The following is a 19,131-nucleotide window of genomic DNA, read 5'->3' as shown; positions in this document are numbered from 1 at the left end:
TCATAGCCGGCAAAAGCGCGAAGCGCGTCTTCGCGCTTCTGCTTGGGCATGCCGAAAGCGGAGGTGATCCCGAGATGGAAGGTTTGATGAAAGGCAAGCGCGGTCTGGTCATGGGCATCGCCAATGATCATTCGATCGCCTGGGGCATGGCGAAGACGCTGCATGCTCACGGCGCCGAGCTTGCCTTCACCTTCCAGGGCGAGGCCCTCGGCAAGCGCGTCAAGCCGCTCGCGGAATCGCTCGGCGTGGAATTGGTGCTGCCTTGTGACGTCGAGGACATTGCCGGCGTCGATGCGACGTTCGACGTCTTGCGTGAAAAATGGGGCAAGCTCGATTTCGTCATCCACGCCATCGGCTTTGCAGACAAGAACGAGCTGAAGGGTCGCTACGCCGACACCAGCCGCGAGAATTTCTCGCGCACCATGGTGATCTCCTGCTTCTCGTTCACGGAGGTCGCGAAGCGCGCGGCCGAGCTGATGACGGACGGCGGCAGCATGATCACGCTGACCTTCGGCGCCTCGGAACGCTCGATGCCGAATTACAACGTCATGGGCGTGGCCAAGGCGGCGCTGGAAGCGTCGGTGCGCTATCTGGCCTCCGATTTCGGGCCCCGCGGCATCCGCGTCAACGCGATCTCCGCGGGCCCCATCCGTACGCTCGCCGGTTCCGGCATCGGCGAAGCGCGCGCGATGTTCGCGTTCATGCAGAAGCATTCGCCGCTGCGCCGCGGCGTCACGCTCGACGAACTCGGCGGCTCGGCGCTGTATCTGCTGTCTGATCTCTCGGGCGGCGTGACCGGCGAGATCCATTATGTCGATTCCGGCTACAACATCGTGCTGATGCCGCGGCCGGACGATTTGAAGGCGGAAGGTTAACCCGCCGCGATCGTCTCCGCGCGCTGGAAGGCGGGCCGCGCCATGCAACGCGCGATATAGGCGTCGAAGGCCGGCCGCGTCGGCACCATCTTGAACAGGCGCACCGCGAAATTCAGCCCCGATCCGATCGTGACGTCGGCGGCGGAAAATTCCTCTCCGAGAATCCACGGCCCCTTTTCGAGCGCGGCCTCCAGGACATCGAACACTTGCGTCGCACTGCCCCAGGCCGCAGTCGAGGTCGGCACCTCGATCTTGGTGAAGATCTGGATGATCGCCGGCTCGATGCAGCTGGGCGAGAAGAACAGCCATTGCAGATAGCGCGCGCGCCGCGGATCGGTGATTGCGGGCGCGAGCTTCGTCTCGGGGTAACGGTCGGCGATATAGGCGCAGATCGCGGCGGCCTCGCCAAGCGCGGCTTCGCCGTCGGCGAGCGCCGGCACCTTGCCCATCGGATTGACCTTCAAATAATCCGGGGCCTTCTGCGCACCCGTCGAAATGTCGGTCAGCACCCGCTCGTAGGGCAGGCCGCTCTCTTCCATCAGCCAGAGCGTCGAGAACGAACGCGAGCGGGGCGACCAATAGAGCTTGATCATGGGAGCGGGCCTTTCCTCTTCCACCGGTAGCACTTCATCATGAACCCGTTCGACGGCTCGAGCTCTTCCTTCTCGAACACAAAGCCTTCGCGCTCGTACCAGCGCCAGGCCTTTTCGTTCTCGCGGACGCAGCGCAGATACATCTCGTCGGGCAATTGCGTGCGCGTGAAGGCAAGCAGTTTTCGTCCGAGCGATTGTCCCTGATAGACCGGCCCGACGAACAGCATGTCGAGATAGAGCTTCGGCAGATGCAGCGCGAGCATCGCGGCGATGGTGCCGTGATCGTCGGCGACGAACAGGCTCCAGCCGTTTTCGATCTCGCGCCGGATGCGCGCACGCAAATTGGCCAGCAGGAATTGGCTGGCCTCGGCGAGCCCGGTCGAGACCCAGCTTTCCATCCAGACGCGGCCGATCTCGTCATATTCCTCACTGCGGGCGGGGCGGATGATCGGATCCGACATCGTGGTCTCTCAAGCCTTCTGGCTGCGCACGGCGTGGCGCGGGCGTGCCTTGCCGGCCGACAGGCATACGACTTCGGAGATTTGCAGCAGCTGGCGGGCCAGCGGGCTGGTCTTGCGCCAGACCATGCCGATGGTGCGCGACGGTTCGGGGTCGCGGAAGCGCGACAGCGAGACCGAGGCCGATCGCGTCTCCACCGACACCGCCATCTCGGGAATAAGCGTAACGCCGATGCCGGCGCTGACCATCTGGACCAGCGTCGACAGCGAATTCGCATCCAGCATCTCGCGTGGCGGCGCCGACTGCATGTTGCAGAACGACAGCGCCTGGTCGCGGAAGCAATGGCCTTCTTCGAGCAGCAACAGCCGCATCTCACGCATCATCTCGCGTGATGGCGCCGGCGTGCCGGCGTCCGTGCCCGGCCGCACCAGCAGGAATTTCTCCTCGAACAGGGCGACCTCGGTGAGCGAGGGTTCGGAGACCGGCAGCGCGACGATCGCGGTATCGAGCCGGCCTTCCAACAGTTCCTGGATCAGCCGCGGCGTCATGGTCTCGCGCACCCGGATGTCGAGCTCCGGATGCATGCGCGTGAGGTTCTTGGTGATCTTGGGCAGGAGATACGGCGCGATGGTCGGGATCATGCCGATGCGCAGCCGGCCCGCAAAACGGTCCTGCGAGGCGCGGGCAAAGTCGCCGAGCTCATCGACCGAGCGCAGGATATCGCGGACGCGCTGGGCGAGCTCCTCGCCGAACCGGGTCAGCGCCACCTGGCGCGCGCTGCGCTCCAGCAGCAGCCCGCCGAGCGCCTCCTCCAATTCCTTGATCTGCATCGACAGCGCCGGCTGCGAGATGGAACAAGCCTCCGCCGCGCGGCCGAAATGGCCATGGCGCGCCAATGCGTCGAAATATCGCAGCTGGCGCAGCGTCAGATTGATCATCAGAAAAACCTATCGCAGCGATCATTAAAGTCAACTTCCCCTGATCGAAGGCGGCGCCTAGAGTGGTTCGACCTGGTCAATGGCGCTGATGCGGCGCACCAGAGGAGGTATTCATGGACGACACTTCGAAGTGCCCGTTTTCGGGCGGCAAACGCGTGCCAGCAAACCGCGACTGGTGGCCCACCAATCTCAGCATCGAGATGCTGCACAAGAATTCCAGCCTGTCCGATCCGATGGGCAAGGAATTCGACTATGCCAAGGAATTCAAGACGCTCGACCTGAACGCGGTCATCAAGGACCTCACCGCCCTGATGACGGATTCGCAGGAATGGTGGCCCGCCGATTTCGGTCATTACGGCGGCCTGATGATCCGCATGGCCTGGCACAGCGCGGGGACCTATCGCATCACCGACGGCCGCGGCGGCGCCGGTGCCGGTCAGCAGCGTTTCGCGCCGCTCAACTCCTGGCCCGACAATGCCAACCTCGACAAGGCGCGCCGGCTGCTCTGGCCGATCAAGCAGAAATACGGCCGCAAGATTTCCTGGGCCGACCTGATGGTGCTGGCCGGCAACGTCGCGCTGGAATCGATGGGCTTCAAGACCTTTGGCTTCGCTGGTGGCCGTGCCGACGTCTGGGAGCCGGAAGAGCTCTATTGGGGTCCGGAAGGCACCTGGCTTGGCGATGAGCGCTACAGCGGCGAACGCCAGCTCGCCGAACCGCTCGGCGCCGTGCAGATGGGTCTCATTTACGTCAATCCGGAGGGCCCGAACGGCAAGCCGGATCCGGTCGCCGCGGCCAAGGACATCCGCGAGACCTTCTTCCGCATGGCGATGAACGACGAGGAAACCGTCGCGCTGATCGCCGGCGGCCACACCTTCGGCAAGACCCATGGCGCGGGTGATCCGTCGCTGGTCGGACCCGAGCCGGAAGCCGGCGCGCTGGAAGATCAGGGCCTCGGCTGGAAGAGCAAGCATGCTTCGGGCCTCGCCGGCGATTCCATCACCAGCGGTCTCGAAGTGACCTGGACGACGACGCCGACGAAGTGGAGCAACAACTTCTTCGAGAACCTGTTCAAGTACGAATGGGAGCTGACGAAGAGCCCCGGTGGTGCGAACCAATGGGTGGCCAAGGGTGCCGAGGCGATCATTCCGGATCCGTTCGACAAGTCGAAGAAGCATCGCCCGACGATGCTGACCACCGACCTCTCGCTACGGTTCGATCCGGCCTATGAGAAGATCTCGCGCCGCTTCCTCGAAAACCCCGACCAGTTCGCGGACGCGTTCGCCCGCGCCTGGTTCAAGCTGACCCACCGCGACATGGGTCCGGTCCAACGCTACCTCGGCCCGCTGGTGCCGAAGGAGACGCTGATCTGGCAGGATCCGATCCCGAAGGTCGATCACGAGCTGGTCTCCGATCAGGACATCGCGTCGCTCAAGAGCAAGATCCTGGGTTCGGGCCTCTCGGTGCCCGAGCTGGTGTCGACCGCCTGGGCGTCGGCCTCGACGTTCCGTGGTTCGGACAAGCGCGGCGGCGCCAACGGTGCGCGTATCCGCCTTGCCCCGCAAAAGGACTGGGAGGTCAACCAGCCGGCCCAGCTCGCCAAGGTGCTCGGCAAGCTCGAAGCGATCCAGAAGGACTTCAACGCCTCTTCAGGCGCCAAGAAGGTCTCGATCGCCGACCTGATCGTGCTCGGCGGTTCTGCCGCGGTCGAGAAGGCCGCCAAGGATGCCGGCGTCGACGTGAAAGTCGGCTTCACGCCGGGCCGCATGGATGCGTCGCAGGAGCAGACTGACGCCGCCTCCTTCGCGCCGCTGGAGCCGCGGGCTGACGGCTTCCGCAACTATGTCGGCAAGAAGCATCAGTTCATGCGGGAAGAGGAAGCACTCGTCGATCGCGCGCAGCTTCTCAAGCTCACCGGTCCCGAGCTGACGGTGCTCGTCGGCGGCCTGCGCGTGCTCGGTGCCAATGCGAACGGGTCGAAGCACGGCGTCTTCACCTCCAAGGTCGGCACGCTGTCCAACGACTATTTCGTCAACCTGCTCGACATGGGCACGGCGTGGACACCTGTTGCCGACGGCTCCTATGAGGGCCGCGACCGCAAGACCAATGCGGTGAAATGGACCGGCTCGCGCGCCGATCTGATCTTCGGCTCGCACTCGCAGCTCCGCGCCTTCGCCGAGGTCTATGCCTCGTCGGATGCCAAGCAGCAGTTCGTGCAGGACTTCGCCAAGGCCTGGACCAAGGTGATGAACCTCGACCGCTTCGACCTCGCGGCGTGAGGTGTTGCTCCACCTCTCCCGCGTGCGGGAGAGGTCGACGCGCGAAGCGCGGCGGGTGAGGTTTCTTTCCTCATCGGGAATCGCTCCGCGGAGAAACCCTCTCCCCGACCCTCTCCCGCAAGCGGGAGAGGGAGCACAGCTCTCTCAGCGAACACAAACAAAAAGGGCGGCCTCTCGGCCGCCCTTCGTGCTTCTGAGTTGGCTTTGAGCGACTACTCGCCGGCCGCTTCGCGCGGGGCCTTCTCGCCCTCGCCGCCCCTGTCCTTGCCTTCGAGGTCTTCGCCGGTGGTCTGGTCGACGACCTTCATCGAGAGGCGGGTCTTGCCGCGATCGTCGAAGCCGAGCAGCTTGACCTTGACCTTGTCGCCTTCCTTGACGACGTCGGAGGTCTTCTGCACCCGGTTGGCCGCGAGCTGGCTGATGTGGACGAGACCGTCCTTGGAGCCGAAGAAGTTCACGAAGGCGCCGAACTCCATCACCTTGACGACGGTGCCGTCATAGATCTGGCCGACTTCCGGATCGGAAGCGATCGACTTGATCCACTTGATCGCAGCCTTCATCGCTTCGCCGTCGGAGGAGGCGACCTTCACGGTGCCGTCGTCCTCGATGTTGACCTTGGCGCCGGTCTTCTCGACGATCTCGCGGATCACCTTGCCGCCGGTGCCGATCACTTCGCGGATCTTGTCGGTGGCGATCTTGAAGGTCTCGATGCGCGGCGCGTATTCGCCGAGTTCGGCGCGGGCGTTGGTGAGCGCCTTGGCCATCTCGCCGAGGATGTGGATACGACCATCCTTGGCCTGGGCCAGCGCGACCTTCATGATCTCCTCGGTGATGCCCTCGATCTTGATGTCCATCTGGAGCGAGGTGATACCCTGTTCGGTACCCGCGACCTTGAAGTCCATGTCGCCGAGATGATCCTCGTCGCCGAGGATGTCGGAGAGAACCGCGTAGCGCTTGTCTTCGAGGATCAGGCCCATCGCGATGCCCGCGGTCGGCCGCTTCAACGGCACACCGGCATCCATCAGCGCGAGCGAGGCGCCGCAGACCGAAGCCATCGAGGACGAGCCGTTCGATTCGGTGATCTCCGACACCACCCGCGTGGTGTAGGGGAATTCGTGATGCGGCGGCAGCACGGGGTGGATCGCGCGCCAGGCGAGCTTGCCGTGGCCGATCTCGCGGCGCTTGGTGCCGCCGAGGCGACCGGTCTCACCGACCGAGTAGGGAGGGAAGTTGTAGTGCAGCAGGAACGTCTCTTTGTACGTTCCCGACAGCGCGTCGATGTACTGCTCGTCCTCGCCGGTGCCGAGCGTGGTCACGACCATCGCCTGGGTCTCGCCGCGGGTGAACAGCGCCGAGCCGTGGGCGCGGGGCAGCACGCCGACTTCGGCGACGATGTTGCGCACGGTCTTCGAGTCACGTCCGTCGATGCGCTTGCCGGTGTCGAGGATGTTCCAGCGAACGATCTTCGCCTCGAGCTCCTTGAACACGGCGCTGATGCGCAGCTTGTCGTATTTCGGCTCCTGCCCTTCGGGGAAGTAGTGGGCGATCACCTTTTCCTTGACCTTGCCGACCGCCGCGTAGCGATCCTGCTTGACCGGAATGGCGTAGGCGGAGCGCAGCTCCTGCTCGACGAGGCCGAGCATTTCCTTCTCGAGCGCGGAATTGTCGATGACGGTGACCTCGCGCGGCTCCTTGGCGGCCTTCTCGGCGAGCTCGATGATCGCCTTGATGACCGGCTGGAAGTGGCGGTGACCGAACATCACGGCGCCGAGCATGATGTCTTCGTTCAGCTCCTTGGCTTCCGATTCCACCATCAGCACGGCGTCGGCGGTGCCGGCGACGACGAGGTCGAGCTGGGTGTCGACCATCTCGTCGAGCGTCGGGTTGAGGATGAACTCGTCGTTGGCGAAGCCGACGCGGGCGGCGCCGATCGGGCCCTTGAACGGCGCGCCCGACAGTGTCAGCGCGGCCGAGGAAGCCACCAGCGCGACGATGTCGGGATCGTTCTCCATGTCGTGCGACAGCACGGTGGCGATCACCTGGGTCTCGTTGCGCCAGCCGTCGACGAACAGCGGACGGATCGGACGGTCGATCAGGCGGGAGACCAGCGTCTCCTTCTCGGTCGGACGGCCCTCGCGCTTGAAATAGCCGCCGGGAATGCGGCCAGCTGCGTAGGTCTTTTCCTGGTAATCGACGGTCAGCGGCAGGAAGTCGACGCCTTCACGCGGCGCCTTCGCCGCAACGACGGTGGCGAGCACCACGGTCTCGCCATAGGTGGCGATGACGGCGCCGTCGGCCTGGCGTGCGATCTTGCCGGTTTCGAGCTTGAGTGGGCGTCCGCCCCAGTCGATCTCGACTGAATGCTTATTGAACATAGAGGTCTTCTTTCATGGGTTCTCGAAAGAAGGGACGGCTCGAAAAACAAAAACCATGTCAAGATTGCAGGACGCTGATCGGAGCGGGCGATCAGCGTCCTGCGATCCTGCCATGGTTTTTGGATGTCGGATGGCGTCCATCCTTTCGGGTCATACGGGCACCTTGCCCGTTGCGCCCAGCCGCCGGATTGCTGCTGGACTGTCAGTCGGCACGTTCACGAACACCGAACCGCGGTCTTCGCTGATCATGCCCCGGATGCGGAGCCTCATTGGCCCGCTCCGGACGCACGCGTGAGCCTCGATCAAAAACCTTAAAACAAGCGCTTTCGCTCGAAACCACGCGCTAAAACGCGCGCCGGTGGCGCGCGCAAGAACTCTTAACGACGAATGTTGTGCTTCTCGAGCAGCGCCTTGTACCGCGCCTCGTCCCGCTTCTTCAGGTAGTCGAGGAGCGAACGGCGGGTCGAGACCAGCTTCAGGAGGCCACGACGCGAATGGTTGTCCTTCACGTGGGTCTTGAAGTGGTTGGTCAGGTTGTTGATGCGTTCCGACAGGATCGCGACCTGAACCTCCGGCGAGCCGGTGTCGCCGGCCTTGGTGGCATTCGTCTTGATGACTTCCGCTTTTGCGTTCTGCGGCAATCGACATCGTCAATTTCTCTCGTTGCGACCGGTTGAGGCAGTCAAGCCGGTCAGGTTGAACACACGCTTGGGGATGATTTCGCCATTGCCAACTTCGGCAAGCGCCAAAAGACGGCCTGCCACCGTGACATAGACTGTGCCGCTACTTGTGGGCGCATCCCGTCCGCGCAACAAAACGGCTTGGCCCCGATGGAGCCTTGCCGCATCAGCCCGAGTGACGGCCAGTGCCGGGATGTCGTCCAGCGCGGTCTCAACAGGCATCAGCGCGTCGGCGAGGTTTCCCTCACCGGACGCGGCTCTATCGCACAAAGCCTCCAACTGATCCAGCGGAATCATGTCATTTTCGTCAAACGGGCCGACCAGGGTTCGCCTGAGCGCACAGATATGGCCGAAAGTGCCAAGAATCCGGCCCATATCGCGGGCCAGCGCGCGGACATAAGTCCCCTTGCCGCACTCGGCCTCGAATACGGCTCGATCGTTATCTGGTTGATCTACAAGGGTTAAATGGTGAATTTCGACCGGACGCGCAGCCAGCTCCACGACCTCGCCGTCACGGGCGAGATCATAGGCCCGCTCGCCCTGGACCTTGATCGCCGAATAGCGCGGCGGAACCTGCTCGACCACACCGGTAAATCGAGGCAGCAGGGCGAGGATGGCCTCACGGGTCGGGCGCTGGTCCGAGTTTGCGGTGACCTGGCCCTCGGTATCGTCGGTATCGCGCTCCTCGCCCCAGCACACGGTGAAACGGTAGCGCTTGCGGCCGTCCATGACGAAGGGAACAGTCTTGGTGGCTTCGCCGAGCGCGATCGGCAGGCCACCTGATGCGAGCGGATCGAGCGTGCCGGCATGGCCAGCGCGCTTGGCGTTGAACAGGCGCTTGAGCACGGCAACGGCCTGCGTCGAGGTCATCCCGATCGGCTTGTCGAGCACGACCCAGCCGTGCACGTCGCGCCGGTCGCGGCGCGGCTGATTGCCCTTCGGCTTGCCCGCGCGCGGATCGTTGTTGACGCGACGCGTCTCGTGATGCGGTTGAGCATTGCCCCCGGCATCTGCAAAATTATTTCGCTGCAGGTCGCGCGTATCGGCCTCGTCGCTGTCGATCGCGCCGTGAGCGGGGTCCATCATCATTGCTCTTCTTCCCGATCCGTCTCTGGATCCTGTTCCGGATTCTTGTCCAAGTCCTTCTGCACCGCAGGTGTTCGCAAAAGCTTCTCGATCCGTTCCGCTTCGTCGAATCGCTCGTCGACGCGGAAGCGAATGTCAGGTGCAAATTTCAGGTTAACGCGCCGCGCGACCTCGCCGCGCAGGAATTTCCTGTTGCGCTCGAGCGCAGCGATGACGAGCTCGGTGTCGCGGCCACCAAGCGGCATCACGTAGATTGTCGCGAGCTTCAAATCAGGCGACATCCGCACCTCCGGCACGGTGATGATGTGACCTTCGAGGTCCGCATCATGCACGCTGCCTTGCGCCAGAATCTCGGCTATCGCGTGGCGAACCTGCTCGCCGACGCGCAGCTGACGCTGCGAGCCGCCGGGCGCGGAAGTCTTTTTCTGATGATGGCGCGGCATGGTCGAAAATCACCTCGTCGTGCCCGCGTTGGGACACGAGCATTGTCGTTTGTCCTGTGAAACGAATGAGGCGCGGATGGCCGGATAAAATCCGGCCATCGCACTCCCGCAATTTCAGCTCAAAAAGATCCGGACGCTTCGGTAAGATTTGGACTTACAGGGAGCGCTGGATCGTCTCCACGCGATAACACTCGATGACATCGCCTGCGCGCATGTCGTGGTAGTTCTCGAAGGCCATGCCGCATTCCTGACCGGACTGGACTTCCTTCACTTCGTCCTTGAAGCGCTTCAGCGTCGACAGCTTGCCTTCGTGCACGACGACGTTGTCGCGGATCAGGCGCACATTGGCGCCGCGTTCCACGGTGCCGTCGGTGACGCGACAGCCGGCCACCTTGCCGACCTTGGAGATGTTGAAGATCTCCAGAATCGAGGCATTGCCCAGCATGGTTTCGCGCAAGGTCGGCGCGAGCAGACCGCTCATCGCCTTCTTCACGTCGTCCACGAGGTCGTAGATGATGTTGTAGTAACGGATCTCGATGCCGTTGCGCTTGGCGGCGGCCGCCGCCTCCTTGTTGGCACGAACCGAGAAGCCGATGATCGCGGCGTTGAAGCCCTCCGCGAGCGTCACGTCGGATTCCGAGATGCCGCCGACGCCGGCATGCAGGATGCGGGCAGCGACCTCGTCGGTGCCGAGCTTCTCCAGCGAGCCGAGGATCGCTTCCAGCGAGCCCTGCACGTCGGCCTTGATGATCAGCGGGAATTCCTTGCGGCCCGCCGTCTTCAGCTGCGACATCATCTGCTCGAGCGAGCCGCGCATGCCGGAGATCGAAGCAGCCGCGTTCTCGCGCTTCTGGTGCGCGCGGTAGCTGGTGACCTGACGAGCGCGGGCTTCGTTCTCGACCACCGCGAGACGATCGCCGGCTTCCGGCGGACCGTTGAAGCCGAGCACCTCGACCGGCACCGATGGACCGGCTTCCTGCACCGTCTCGCCCTGATCCGAGATCAGCGCGCGGACGCGGCCCATCTCGGCACCGGCGACGATGATGTCGCCGACGCGGAGCGTGCCGCGCTGGACCAGCACGGTCGCAACCGGACCACGGCCGCGGTCGAGCTTGGCCTCGATCACGGTACCTTCGGCCGGACGCTCCGAATTGGTCTTCAGCTCGAGGATGTCGGCCTGCAGCGCGATCATCTCGAGCAGCTTGTCGAGATTGGTCTTGTTCTTGGCGGACACTTCGACGTCGACGACGTCGCCGCCGAAGGATTCCACCTGCACCTCGTGCTGGAGCAGCTCGGTGCGCACGCGCTCGGGCTTGGCGTCGGGCTTGTCGATCTTGTTGATGGCAACAATGATCGGCACGCGGGCCGCCTTGGCGTGGTTGATGGCCTCGACGGTCTGCGGCATGACGCCGTCATCGGCCGCAACCACCAGCACGACGATGTCGGTGACCTTGGCGCCGCGGGCGCGCATCGCGGTGAACGCGGCGTGGCCGGGCGTGTCGATGAAGGTGATCTTCTTGCCGCTTTCGGGCGACAGCACCTGATAGGCGCCGATATGCTGGGTGATGCCGCCGGCTTCGCCGGAGACAACGTTGGCATGGCGGAGCGCGTCGAGCAGCGAGGTCTTGCCGTGGTCGACGTGACCCATCACCGTCACCACGGGCGAACGCGTCTCGGTGTCGGTGGAATCGTCGACGGCGTCGAACAGGCCTTCTTCAACGTCCGACGCGGCGACGCGCTTGACGGTGTGGCCGAGCTCTTCGGCGATCAGTTGCGCGGTATCGGCATCGATCACGTCGGTGATCTTGTGCATCGCGCCTTGCTTCATCAGCATGCGGATGACGTCGACCGCGCGTTCGGACATGCGGTTGGCGAGTTCCTGGATGGTGATCGCTTCCGGGATGACCACCTCGCGGACGAGCTTTTCCTTCGGCTCGTTCGCGGCATGACCCTTCAGGCGCTGGGTGCGGCGGCGGAACGAGGCGATCGAACGCTCGCGGACCTCGTCGGCATTGAGCGCGGTCACGACCGTGAGGCGGCCGCGTTCCTTTTGCGGGCCGGGCTTGTGCGTGGGCTTGGGGGCGACCACGGGACGTGCGGCGCCGCCGGGGCCACGGCGGATCTGGCGCGGACCATCGTCCTCGTCCGGTCCGGCTGCGACGGCCGGCGTGCGACCCACAGGGCCTCCCGGCCTCGCGGGGGTGGTTGCCGGACGGGCGGTGGTCGTCGCGCCGGGTCGGGTGGTGGTCGGCGCCGGGCGCGGAGCGCTGGGGGTTGCCGGGGCGGCTGCCGCAGGACGCGCGGCCGATGCCGGCTGCTCGCCTTCGCCAAAGCGCTTCTTGGCTTCTGTCTCGGCCTTGCGCTTGGCTTCGTCCTCGTGACGGTGGCGCTCTTCCTCGGCCTTGCGGCGCGATTCAGCGGCTTCGCGCTCGGCGCGCTCGGCGGCCTCGCGGACGGCGCGGCGCTGCGCCTCTTCCTCGGCCTGGCGACGCTCTTCGATTTCGCGCACCTTGGCATCGGCCAGCGCACTGGCGCGGGCGGAGCGTTCGTCCTCGGTCAGCGTTCGGAGCACGACGCCGGAGCCGGAGTTGCGGGGCGGAGCCGGGCGCGCGGGAGCGGGTGTCGGCGCGGCCGGCGCCGGCTTCGCGACAGCCGCGGGCGCCTGCGGCTCCGGGCTGCCGTCGATACGGCGCTTGCCGCGCTTCTCGACCACGACCTGCTTGCTGCGGCCATGGCTGAAGCTCTGGCGCACAGTGCCCGTTTCGACGCGCGGCTTGAGCGATAGCGTCTTGCTCGGAACGCTCAGCTTCTTGTCGTCTGGGGTCTTGGTATCAACCATTCAGCAGTCCTAATCCTGATTTATTCAGTGTTGTGCGTTGCCGCACCGTCCTATCGGGTCGTCGTGTCTCTCAGAAATCCTGGCCGGGCTTTTCGGCAGTCTTGTCAGCGTCCGCCATCCGGTATCGGACCAGCATCTGGCTACGCGACAGGAATGACTTGCTCGCCGGGCCTGCGAGCAGGGCAGCATGTATCACATTTGACCGGGTAAGTGCCAAATCCAATTCTTCAGATTTCAATGCGGTGATGACCGGAATCGAGGGCTGGACCCCGTCATTTCCGGCTTTTTGCCGCGCCAGCATGTCCAACTTGCGGATTCCGTCCCCGGCCCCGTCGCTGGCATGGATCAGGACCTCGGCCGTGCCTTCCCGCAAGGCGCTTTCGACCTTGCCGAAACCGGCGACGATCTGCCTCGCCTTGGCGGCGATCCCAAGGGCTTCGGTCACGCTCCGGACCAGGAGCGCCTCGATGTCGGCGGGAAGCGTCGGAGAAACGCGCAGGTCGCGTTTGAAGGCTTTGGTAAATTGGTGACGCCGGACCGCTTCCGCAACCACTTGCCGCGACGCCGTGACCCACATGCCCCGTCCGGGCAGCTTGCGCTTGAGATCGGGAACTATATCCCCGGTGGGCGATACGACGAAGCGGATGAGCTCGTCGATCGGCCGGACTTCGCGGCTGACCGCGCACATGCGCATGGTCGCGGACCTTTCGGCCCGCGGTCCATGGTCAAGTTCGTTGTCAGTGCTGGCAAGCATCCGGGCGACATTCTCCTTCGTCCTTAAGCCGGCTGATCTTCGGCGGCGTCAGCCTCTTGGGCCGGCTTGGCGAGGTCAGCCTCGGTGATCCAGCCGGCCTTGACGCGGGCCTGCATGATCATGGCTTCCGCGTCGTCGCGGGAGATGCCGAGGCCGTCGAGCGCGCCGGCAAACTTGGCCTGCTCGCCGCCGTCCTTGCGCTCGGTCCAGCCGACCAGATCGTCGGTGGCGCAGCCTGCGAGGTCTTCGACCGTCTTGATGTCGTTCTCACCGAACTTCACCAGCATCTTCGAGGTCACGCCGGGCACGTCCTTGACGGCGTCCTCGACGCCGAGTTCCTTGCGCTTGGCCTCGATCTCGGCTTCCTGCTGATCGAGATATTCGCGGGCGCGGCTCTGCAGTTCCTGCGCGGTCTCCTCGTCAAAACCCTCGATACCCGCGAGTTCCTTGAGGTCCACCATCGCGAGTTCCTCGACCGAGGTGAAGCCTTCGGAGGCGAGCAGCTGGCCGACCACCTCGTCGACATTGAGCGATTCCATGAAGACGCGGGTGGAGTTCTCGAAGTCGGCCTGGCGGCGCTCCGATTCCTCCTGCTCGGTCAGGATGTCGATATCCCAGCCGGTCAGCTGCGAGGCCAGACGCACGTTCTGGCCGCGGCGGCCGATCGCCAGCGAGAGCTGGTTGTTGGTGTCGGGCACCACGACCTCGATGCGCTCGCGGTCCTCGTCGATGACGACCTTGGAGACCTCGGCCGGCGCCAGCGCGTTGACCACGAAGGTCGCGATGTCCGGCGACCAGGGGATGATGTCGATCTTCTCGCCCTGCAATTCGTTCACCACGGCCTGCACGCGCGAGCCGCGCATACCGACGCAGGCGCCGACCGGATCGACGGAGGAATCGCGGGAAATCACGCCGATTTTCGCGCGCGAGCCCGGATCGCGGGCCACCGCCTTGATCTCCACGATACCGTCGTAGATCTCAGGCACCTCCTGCGCGAACAGTTTCGCCATGAACTGCGGATGGGTGCGGGAGAGGAAGATCTGCGGGCCGCGGGTCTCGCGGCGGACATCGAAGATATAGGCGCGGACGCGGTCGCCATTGCGGAACACTTCGCGCGGCAGCATCTCGTCGCGGCGGATGATGGCCTCGCCGCGGCCGAGATCGACGATCACGCTGCCATACTCGACGCGCTTGACGACGCCATTGACGATGTCGCCGATGCGGTCCTTGAATTCCTGATATTGCCGGTCGCGCTCGGCCTCGCGCACCTTCTGCACGATCACCTGTTTGGCCGACTGCGCGGCGATGCGGCCGTATTCCAGCGGCGGCAGGGTGTCGGCGATGGTGTCGCCGACCTGGGCGCCGGGGTTGGCACGCTGCGCGTCGACCAGCGAAATCTGGTTGGAATGGTTTTCGACCTTGTCGACCACCAGCATGTGCCGCGACAGCCGCAGCTCGCCCTTCTTCGGATCGATCTCTGCGTGAACGTCCGTCTCGCTGCCGTAACGGGCGCGCGCTGCCTTGGCGATGGCATCTTCCATCGCCGCAATGACGATGCCGCGATCGATCGATTTTTCGCGAGCGACGGCGTCGGCGATCTGGAGCAATTCAAGTCGATTGGCGCTGACTGCCATGGCTAGTCTCCTTCGTCAGGCTCGATCTCGCCGCGCCGCGCGCGTTCGGCGGCAAGGCGATGTTTCTTCGTATTGGTCGGGGCCGGCTTCTTCTGCTTTTGCGGCCTGGTGTTCCTGGTGGTCTTCGCGCTGATCTCGGCGTGGGGCGCCTGCGGCGGCTCGATACCGAGATCCCGCCGCATCCGGCGCTCCTCGGCCTTGCCGCGGCGCATGGATTCCGCGATCAGCTCATCAGTCAGCACCAGCCGTGCCTCGCCGATATCTTCCATCGTCAGCAGCACATCGGCGTTGTCGGTCGCCTTGGCGTCATCGCGATGCAGGTGCACGCGGTCGCCTTCGACGGCGCCAAGCGTGCCACGGAACCGCTTGCGGCCTTCATGGGCGACGGCCATTTCGACCTTCACCAGATGCCCGGAATAGCGCTCGAAATCAGAGCGGCGCACCAGCGGACGGTCGATCCCGGGGGAGGAGATTTCCAGCCGGTAGGCGCGGTCGATGGGATCGGCGACGTCGAGCACGGGTGACAGGGCCCGCGAGATCGCCTCGCAATCCTCGAGCTGCATCGAGCCGTCCGGCCGCTCGGCCATGATCTGCACGGTACAGCCAGCCTCGCCGGAGATGCGGATCCGCACGAGGCGGTAGCCCATGCCCTCGAGCACCGGGCCTGCGACCGCCGACACCCGTGCCGCCACGCCCGGCTCGACCACGAGCCTCGGCTCGGCCAGCAACTCGGCATCGGTGGAACCTGCGGTCGGTTCGGTCATATCAGGGGTCAAGGCGCGCGTTGGTTGGAGCTTGGGTTAAGGCTTGATTAAGACTGCATGGCCGCTTCGGAACTTTCCCGACTGCATCGGGCCGTCTCTTCCGCCACGCCGCGTTCAGGTAATAAAAAAGAGCGGGTCCTTTCGGGCCCACTCTCACTACGCGGATCGTATGAGAAGATGAATTGGCGCTGATATAGCTCTTTCCGCCGGCCCGGACAAGGCCCCCTCGCAGGCCGATGCGCGCTTTTTGCACCTCAGTCGGCGCCCCCTGGGTGCGCCGACAGGCGCCCCGAGGAGCAACGCTTCGTTCACAAAGCGGGCCTAAATTCCGCGCTCGTGGGGCGGCTCGAGGCATGGCGCGCCCACGGCGTGCCAGATTCGAGTTGCGTTTCATGACCGTTGCCACGTCACTCATTCCCGGACTGGACGATATCGTCAGACGCGGCGATCCACGGCGTCGCGGCGAGATCGCGAGCGCCATCGCGGCGCTGTTCTTTCAGGACGCCGCGAGGCTCCGTCCCGAGCTGATCGATCTGTTCGACAATCTCCTGATCGATCTCGTGCCGCATGCGGAGCTTGCCTCGCGCGTCGATCTCGCCGAGCGTTTCTCGCTGCTGGACAATGCACCGCCTCATCTTGTCCGCCAGCTCGCCCGCGAAAACGAGATCATGGTGGCGGCGCCGGTGTTACGCCGCTCGCCCGTGCTCGACGACGCCGCGCTCGTCGAGATTGCCCGGCTGAAGGGCCAGGGCCATTTGCTCGCGATGACCGAGCGGCCGACGCTGTCGGCCGACGTCACCGACGTGCTGGTCGAACGCGGCGATCGTGACGTCGTACGCCGGGCGGCCGGCAATGCCGGTGCGACGTTCTCAGCCGGCGGTTATTCGGAATTGATCAAGCGCGCCGGCCAGGACGGCGTGTTGACGCTCAAGATCGGCCAGCGCAAGGATCTCTCTGGCGAGCATCTCAAGGAGCTTCTGGACGGCACGCTCGACGTCATTCGCCGCCGGCTCTCCACCCTGGCCAATCCGGTGCGCCAGGCCGAGATCAAGCGCGCCATGATCGCGATCGAGGAAGCCGCACTGACGGACGGCCCGCGGCGCGATTTCTCGGCCGCACAACGCACCGTGCTTGGCCTGCATCGCGGCGGCCATCTCGGCGAGAGCGCGCTGCTCGGATTCGCCAAGGCGCACAAATACGAGGAATCGGTCGCAACGCTCTCGGCGATGTCAGGCGTCAGGCTCCCGATCCTTGACCGTTTGATCTCGGGCGATCGCTACGACCCGATCCTGATCCTGGGGCGGTTGCTGAACCTCGGCTGGCCCACGGTGCGCGCGCTCATCCTGATGTGGAATGGCCCGAATCGCACGCCGGCCGATGCCGATCTCGAGCAGGCGCGTGTGAACTTCACCCGCTTGATGCCGACCACGGCCGAGCGCGTCGTGAATTTCTGGCGCAACCGGCAGACGATCTAGAGCATGATCCGGAAAAGTGTGAAGCGGTTTTCCGAAGAGATCATGCTGCAACAAGCAGCTAAAGCGCGATGACGATTCGGCCCGATCTCATCGCGCTTCAGCGCCTGCGAAAGCGTAGATAAGCCGCCTTGCGGCCCTCGCGCGCGGCTTTTCGGCCATAGCGTGTCATGGTGTAGCCGGGCCAGGGCTGACGGAAATCATCGGCGCGTTCCGCAAGCCACAGGAAATCCGGCGCGCGCGCGAGATGCGACAGCGTCCAGGCGCAGTAATCGTCGATATCGCAGACGAAGCGGAATTCACCGCCGGCCTTGAGCACGCGCGCCATGGCGGCGATCGTTCTGTCCTGGACGAAGCGCCGCTTCCAGTGCCGCCGCTTCGGCCAGGGATCGGGATGGATCAGATCGATCCGCGACAGCGAGGCATCAGGCAGCCAGGCCAGCAGCTCGGCGGCGTCGCCCGCGAACAGGCGGATGTTGGCGATGTTCGCGGCCTCGATCTGCGCGAGAATCTTTGCCATGCCGTTGACATAGGGCTCGCAGCCGATGAAGCCGGTCGTGGGGAAGCTCTGCGCCTCCGCCGCGAGATGCTCGCCGCCCCCGAAGCCGATCTCGAGCCGGACATCTTGCACTGCGGGGTCGAAAATATCGGCGGCGGTCGCCGGCTTCTCGCTCGTGATGTCGAGCGCGAGATGCGGCAGCAGACCGTCGACCAGCTCGGCCTGGTGCTGCCTGAGCTTGTGGCCCTTGCGCCGTCCGAAGAAGGCGCGCTCGCCGTCCGCGCGATCGGGATCTGATTTGCGTTCGCTCATCGCAGCGTCTGGTACAGGCGATAGAGCAGCCGTGCGCGCGGCTCGAGCGATGAAACGTAGATCTGCTCATAATGGGTGTGTGCGCCCTTGCCGTCGACGCCGAGCCCGTCGAGGGTGGCGGTGTGCGGCGCCGTGAAATTGCCGTCGGAGCCGCCGCCAGTGCGGGTGTCGATCAGCTCGAAGCCGATCTCCGCGGCGAGCGTTTTCGCATGCTCAAACAGCGCGGCGCCCGCATTGCCCTTCTCGTAAGGCGGGCGGTTGAGCTCGCCGGTGACGGTGACGGTGACGCCGTCGGTTTTCGACGTCAGCCCCAGAATCTTTCCGACGAATTCCTCCGCGTCGCCGATGCCAGGCACGCGCAGATCGACTTCGGCATAGGCCTCTTCCGGCGTCACGTTGGGCCGCGTGCCGCCGCGCACCACGCCGACATTGACGGTGACGCCGCGCTTCAGGTCGTTCATCCCTTCCAGCGTCTGGATGACATTGGCGAGCTCGCGGATGGCGCTGCGGCCGTCTTCCGGGCGGGAGCCGGCATGCGCCGGCACGCCTTTGATGAACACCTCGAATCGTCCAACGCCCTTGCGCCCGGTGACGATCTTGCCGCCGTCGCGCGCCGGCTCCGTCACGAGCACGTATTTGGCCTTGCGCCCCTCCTGCTCGATGATCGCGCGCGAGGTGGGGCTGCCGATCTCTTCGTCGGACGTGAACAAATGGGTGATGCCGAGCGGTGGCCGCTCGGGTGCAGCGCAAAGCTCGCGAAAGGCATGATAGGCGATGTAGGCGCCGCCCTTCATGTCGTAGATCCCCGGGCCGAACGCGCTGTCGCCTTCGATCTTGAAAGGCAGGCGCGCAATGAAGCCCATGGGATGCACGGTATCGAGATGGCTGAGCACCAGGATACCAGGCCGGTCCTGACCCCAGGTCGACCGCACCAGGAGATGATCGCCGCAGCCATCGACGCCGGCGACGCGTTCGAGCGTCACGGGCAGATCGCGATAATGATCGGCAACCACGGAGGTCAGCTTGTTGACCTGCTCTGGCACTTCGGTCGGCGTCTCGATCTCCACCCAGCGGCGGATACCAGCGAGGATAGTTTGGCAATCGAACGGATTGGAGTTCGCCATGGAGG

15 protein-coding genes and 1 pseudogene are annotated in these 19,131 nt (G+C 64.7%); 3 read left to right on the top strand and 13 right to left on the bottom strand.

Annotated elements, in window-relative coordinates; genetic code table 11:
* The first annotated feature begins 74 nt into the window (after positions 1–74).
* Positions 75–875 (top strand): enoyl-ACP reductase FabI, encoded by an 801-nt coding sequence (gene fabI / locus ACVWZ4_RS11095; protein WP_456700600.1) that lies wholly within the window; start codon positions 75–77, stop codon positions 873–875.
* Here fabI and ACVWZ4_RS11090 read toward each other — a convergent pair.
* From ACVWZ4_RS11090 to ACVWZ4_RS11080, 3 genes are read right to left on the bottom strand one after another with little or no spacing between them, the layout of a single operon-like run.
* Positions 872–1,468, bottom strand: coding sequence for a glutathione S-transferase family protein (locus ACVWZ4_RS11090; protein WP_456700601.1), 597 nt, complete (start codon positions 1,466–1,468; stop codon positions 872–874). The two genes, fabI and ACVWZ4_RS11090, sit on opposite strands and share 4 nt — an antisense overlap.
* Positions 1,465–1,929, bottom strand: a complete 465-nt coding sequence (locus tag ACVWZ4_RS11085; protein WP_456740286.1) for an N-acetyltransferase family protein — start codon at positions 1,927–1,929, stop codon at positions 1,465–1,467. Before ACVWZ4_RS11085 ends, ACVWZ4_RS11090 begins: the two co-directional genes overlap by 4 nt.
* 9 nt (positions 1,930–1,938) lie before the next feature.
* Positions 1,939–2,865: a LysR substrate-binding domain-containing protein gene (locus ACVWZ4_RS11080; protein WP_456700603.1), complete on the bottom strand. Its 927-nt coding sequence runs from the start codon at positions 2,863–2,865 to the stop codon at positions 1,939–1,941.
* A gap of 113 nt (positions 2,866–2,978) precedes the next feature.
* Here ACVWZ4_RS11080 and katG point away from each other — a divergent pair, with 113 nt between their 5' ends.
* Positions 2,979–5,144, top strand: coding sequence for a catalase/peroxidase HPI (gene katG / locus ACVWZ4_RS11075; RefSeq protein ID WP_456700604.1), 2,166 nt, complete (start codon positions 2,979–2,981; stop codon positions 5,142–5,144).
* Positions 5,145–5,356: 212 nt separating this feature from the next.
* Here the strand turns inward: katG and pnp are convergent, their stop codons facing one another.
* The 8 genes and pseudogenes from pnp to rimP all read right to left on the bottom strand — a co-directional run bounded on the left by pnp (position 5,357) and on the right by rimP (position 15,719).
* Positions 5,357–7,519: a polyribonucleotide nucleotidyltransferase gene (pnp, locus tag ACVWZ4_RS11070; protein ID WP_456700605.1), complete on the bottom strand. Its 2,163-nt coding sequence runs from the start codon at positions 7,517–7,519 to the stop codon at positions 5,357–5,359.
* Positions 7,520–7,896: 377 nt separating this feature from the next.
* A pseudogene (gene rpsO / locus ACVWZ4_RS11065) lies at positions 7,897–8,167 on the bottom strand (30S ribosomal protein S15).
* Between the two features lie 2 nt (positions 8,168–8,169).
* Entirely contained in the window at positions 8,170–9,288 is a 1,119-nt protein-coding gene (gene truB / locus ACVWZ4_RS11060; RefSeq protein ID WP_456740285.1) for a tRNA pseudouridine(55) synthase TruB, read from the bottom strand.
* Positions 9,285–9,728: a 30S ribosome-binding factor RbfA gene (rbfA, locus tag ACVWZ4_RS11055; RefSeq protein WP_456740284.1), complete on the bottom strand. Its 444-nt coding sequence runs from the start codon at positions 9,726–9,728 to the stop codon at positions 9,285–9,287. Before rbfA ends, truB begins: the two co-directional genes overlap by 4 nt.
* 154 nt (positions 9,729–9,882) lie before the next feature.
* The gene (infB, locus tag ACVWZ4_RS11050; protein WP_456700608.1) at positions 9,883–12,567 is read right to left on the bottom strand and encodes a translation initiation factor IF-2; all 2,685 of its coding nucleotides are present in this window, start codon (positions 12,565–12,567) and stop codon (positions 9,883–9,885) included.
* A 70-nt stretch (positions 12,568–12,637) separates the two neighbouring features.
* Positions 12,638–13,321 (bottom strand): RNA-binding protein, encoded by a 684-nt coding sequence (locus tag ACVWZ4_RS11045; RefSeq protein ID WP_456740283.1) that lies wholly within the window; start codon positions 13,319–13,321, stop codon positions 12,638–12,640.
* Between the two features lie 23 nt (positions 13,322–13,344).
* A complete protein-coding gene (nusA, locus tag ACVWZ4_RS11040; RefSeq protein ID WP_456700610.1) occupies positions 13,345–14,955 on the bottom strand; it encodes a transcription termination factor NusA in 1,611 nt (536 codons plus the stop codon).
* 2 nt (positions 14,956–14,957) lie between these two features.
* A complete protein-coding gene (gene rimP / locus ACVWZ4_RS11035) occupies positions 14,958–15,719 on the bottom strand; it encodes a ribosome maturation factor RimP (RefSeq protein WP_456700611.1) in 762 nt (253 codons plus the stop codon).
* A 392-nt stretch (positions 15,720–16,111) separates the two neighbouring features.
* Between rimP and ACVWZ4_RS11030 the strand changes: the two genes are divergently transcribed.
* Entirely contained in the window at positions 16,112–17,194 is a 1,083-nt protein-coding gene (locus tag ACVWZ4_RS11030; RefSeq protein WP_456740282.1) for a DUF2336 domain-containing protein, read from the top strand.
* Between the two features lie 97 nt (positions 17,195–17,291).
* On the opposite strand, the gene trmB is transcribed toward ACVWZ4_RS11030, so the two are convergent.
* Both trmB and ACVWZ4_RS11020 read right to left on the bottom strand, forming a co-directional pair.
* Positions 17,292–18,002 (bottom strand): tRNA (guanosine(46)-N7)-methyltransferase TrmB, encoded by a 711-nt coding sequence (gene trmB / locus ACVWZ4_RS11025; protein WP_456736741.1) that lies wholly within the window; start codon positions 18,000–18,002, stop codon positions 17,292–17,294.
* The gene (locus tag ACVWZ4_RS11020) at positions 17,999–19,126 is read right to left on the bottom strand and encodes a M20 family metallopeptidase (RefSeq protein ID WP_456740281.1); all 1,128 of its coding nucleotides are present in this window, start codon (positions 19,124–19,126) and stop codon (positions 17,999–18,001) included. The genes trmB and ACVWZ4_RS11020 overlap by 4 nt, the downstream gene beginning before the upstream one ends.
* Between the last annotated feature and the right edge of the window lie 5 nt (positions 19,127–19,131).

Source organism: Bradyrhizobium sp. USDA 4472 (assembly GCF_054058595.1).
This window is presented reverse-complemented; position numbering and strand designations above follow the sequence as displayed.

Excerpts from the sequence above, each read along its gene's own strand:
- rbfA (WP_456740284.1), bottom strand. The coding sequence starts at position 9,728 with ATGCCGCGCCATCATCAGAAAAAGACTTCCGCGCCCGGCGGCTCGCAG.
- fabI (WP_456700600.1), top strand. The coding sequence starts at position 75 with ATGGAAGGTTTGATGAAAGGCAAGCGCGGTCTGGTCATGGGCATCGCC.
- ACVWZ4_RS11090 (WP_456700601.1), bottom strand. The coding sequence starts at position 1,468 with ATGATCAAGCTCTATTGGTCGCCCCGCTCGCGTTCGTTCTCGACGCTC.
- infB (WP_456700608.1), bottom strand. The coding sequence starts at position 12,567 with ATGGTTGATACCAAGACCCCAGACGACAAGAAGCTGAGCGTTCCGAGC.
- ACVWZ4_RS11080 (WP_456700603.1), bottom strand. The coding sequence starts at position 2,865 with ATGATCAATCTGACGCTGCGCCAGCTGCGATATTTCGACGCATTGGCG.
- ACVWZ4_RS11020 (WP_456740281.1), bottom strand. The coding sequence starts at position 19,126 with ATGGCGAACTCCAATCCGTTCGATTGCCAAACTATCCTCGCTGGTATC.
- ACVWZ4_RS11030 (WP_456740282.1), top strand. The coding sequence starts at position 16,112 with ATGACCGTTGCCACGTCACTCATTCCCGGACTGGACGATATCGTCAGA.
- ACVWZ4_RS11085 (WP_456740286.1), bottom strand. The coding sequence starts at position 1,929 with ATGTCGGATCCGATCATCCGCCCCGCCCGCAGTGAGGAATATGACGAG.
- truB (WP_456740285.1), bottom strand. The coding sequence starts at position 9,288 with ATGATGATGGACCCCGCTCACGGCGCGATCGACAGCGACGAGGCCGAT.
- nusA (WP_456700610.1), bottom strand. The coding sequence starts at position 14,955 with ATGGCAGTCAGCGCCAATCGACTTGAATTGCTCCAGATCGCCGACGCC.
- katG (WP_456700604.1), top strand. The coding sequence starts at position 2,979 with ATGGACGACACTTCGAAGTGCCCGTTTTCGGGCGGCAAACGCGTGCCA.
- ACVWZ4_RS11045 (WP_456740283.1), bottom strand. The coding sequence starts at position 13,321 with ATGCTTGCCAGCACTGACAACGAACTTGACCATGGACCGCGGGCCGAA.
- pnp (WP_456700605.1), bottom strand. The coding sequence starts at position 7,519 with ATGTTCAATAAGCATTCAGTCGAGATCGACTGGGGCGGACGCCCACTC.
- trmB (WP_456736741.1), bottom strand. The coding sequence starts at position 18,002 with ATGAGCGAACGCAAATCAGATCCCGATCGCGCGGACGGCGAGCGCGCC.
- rimP (WP_456700611.1), bottom strand. The coding sequence starts at position 15,719 with ATGACCGAACCGACCGCAGGTTCCACCGATGCCGAGTTGCTGGCCGAG.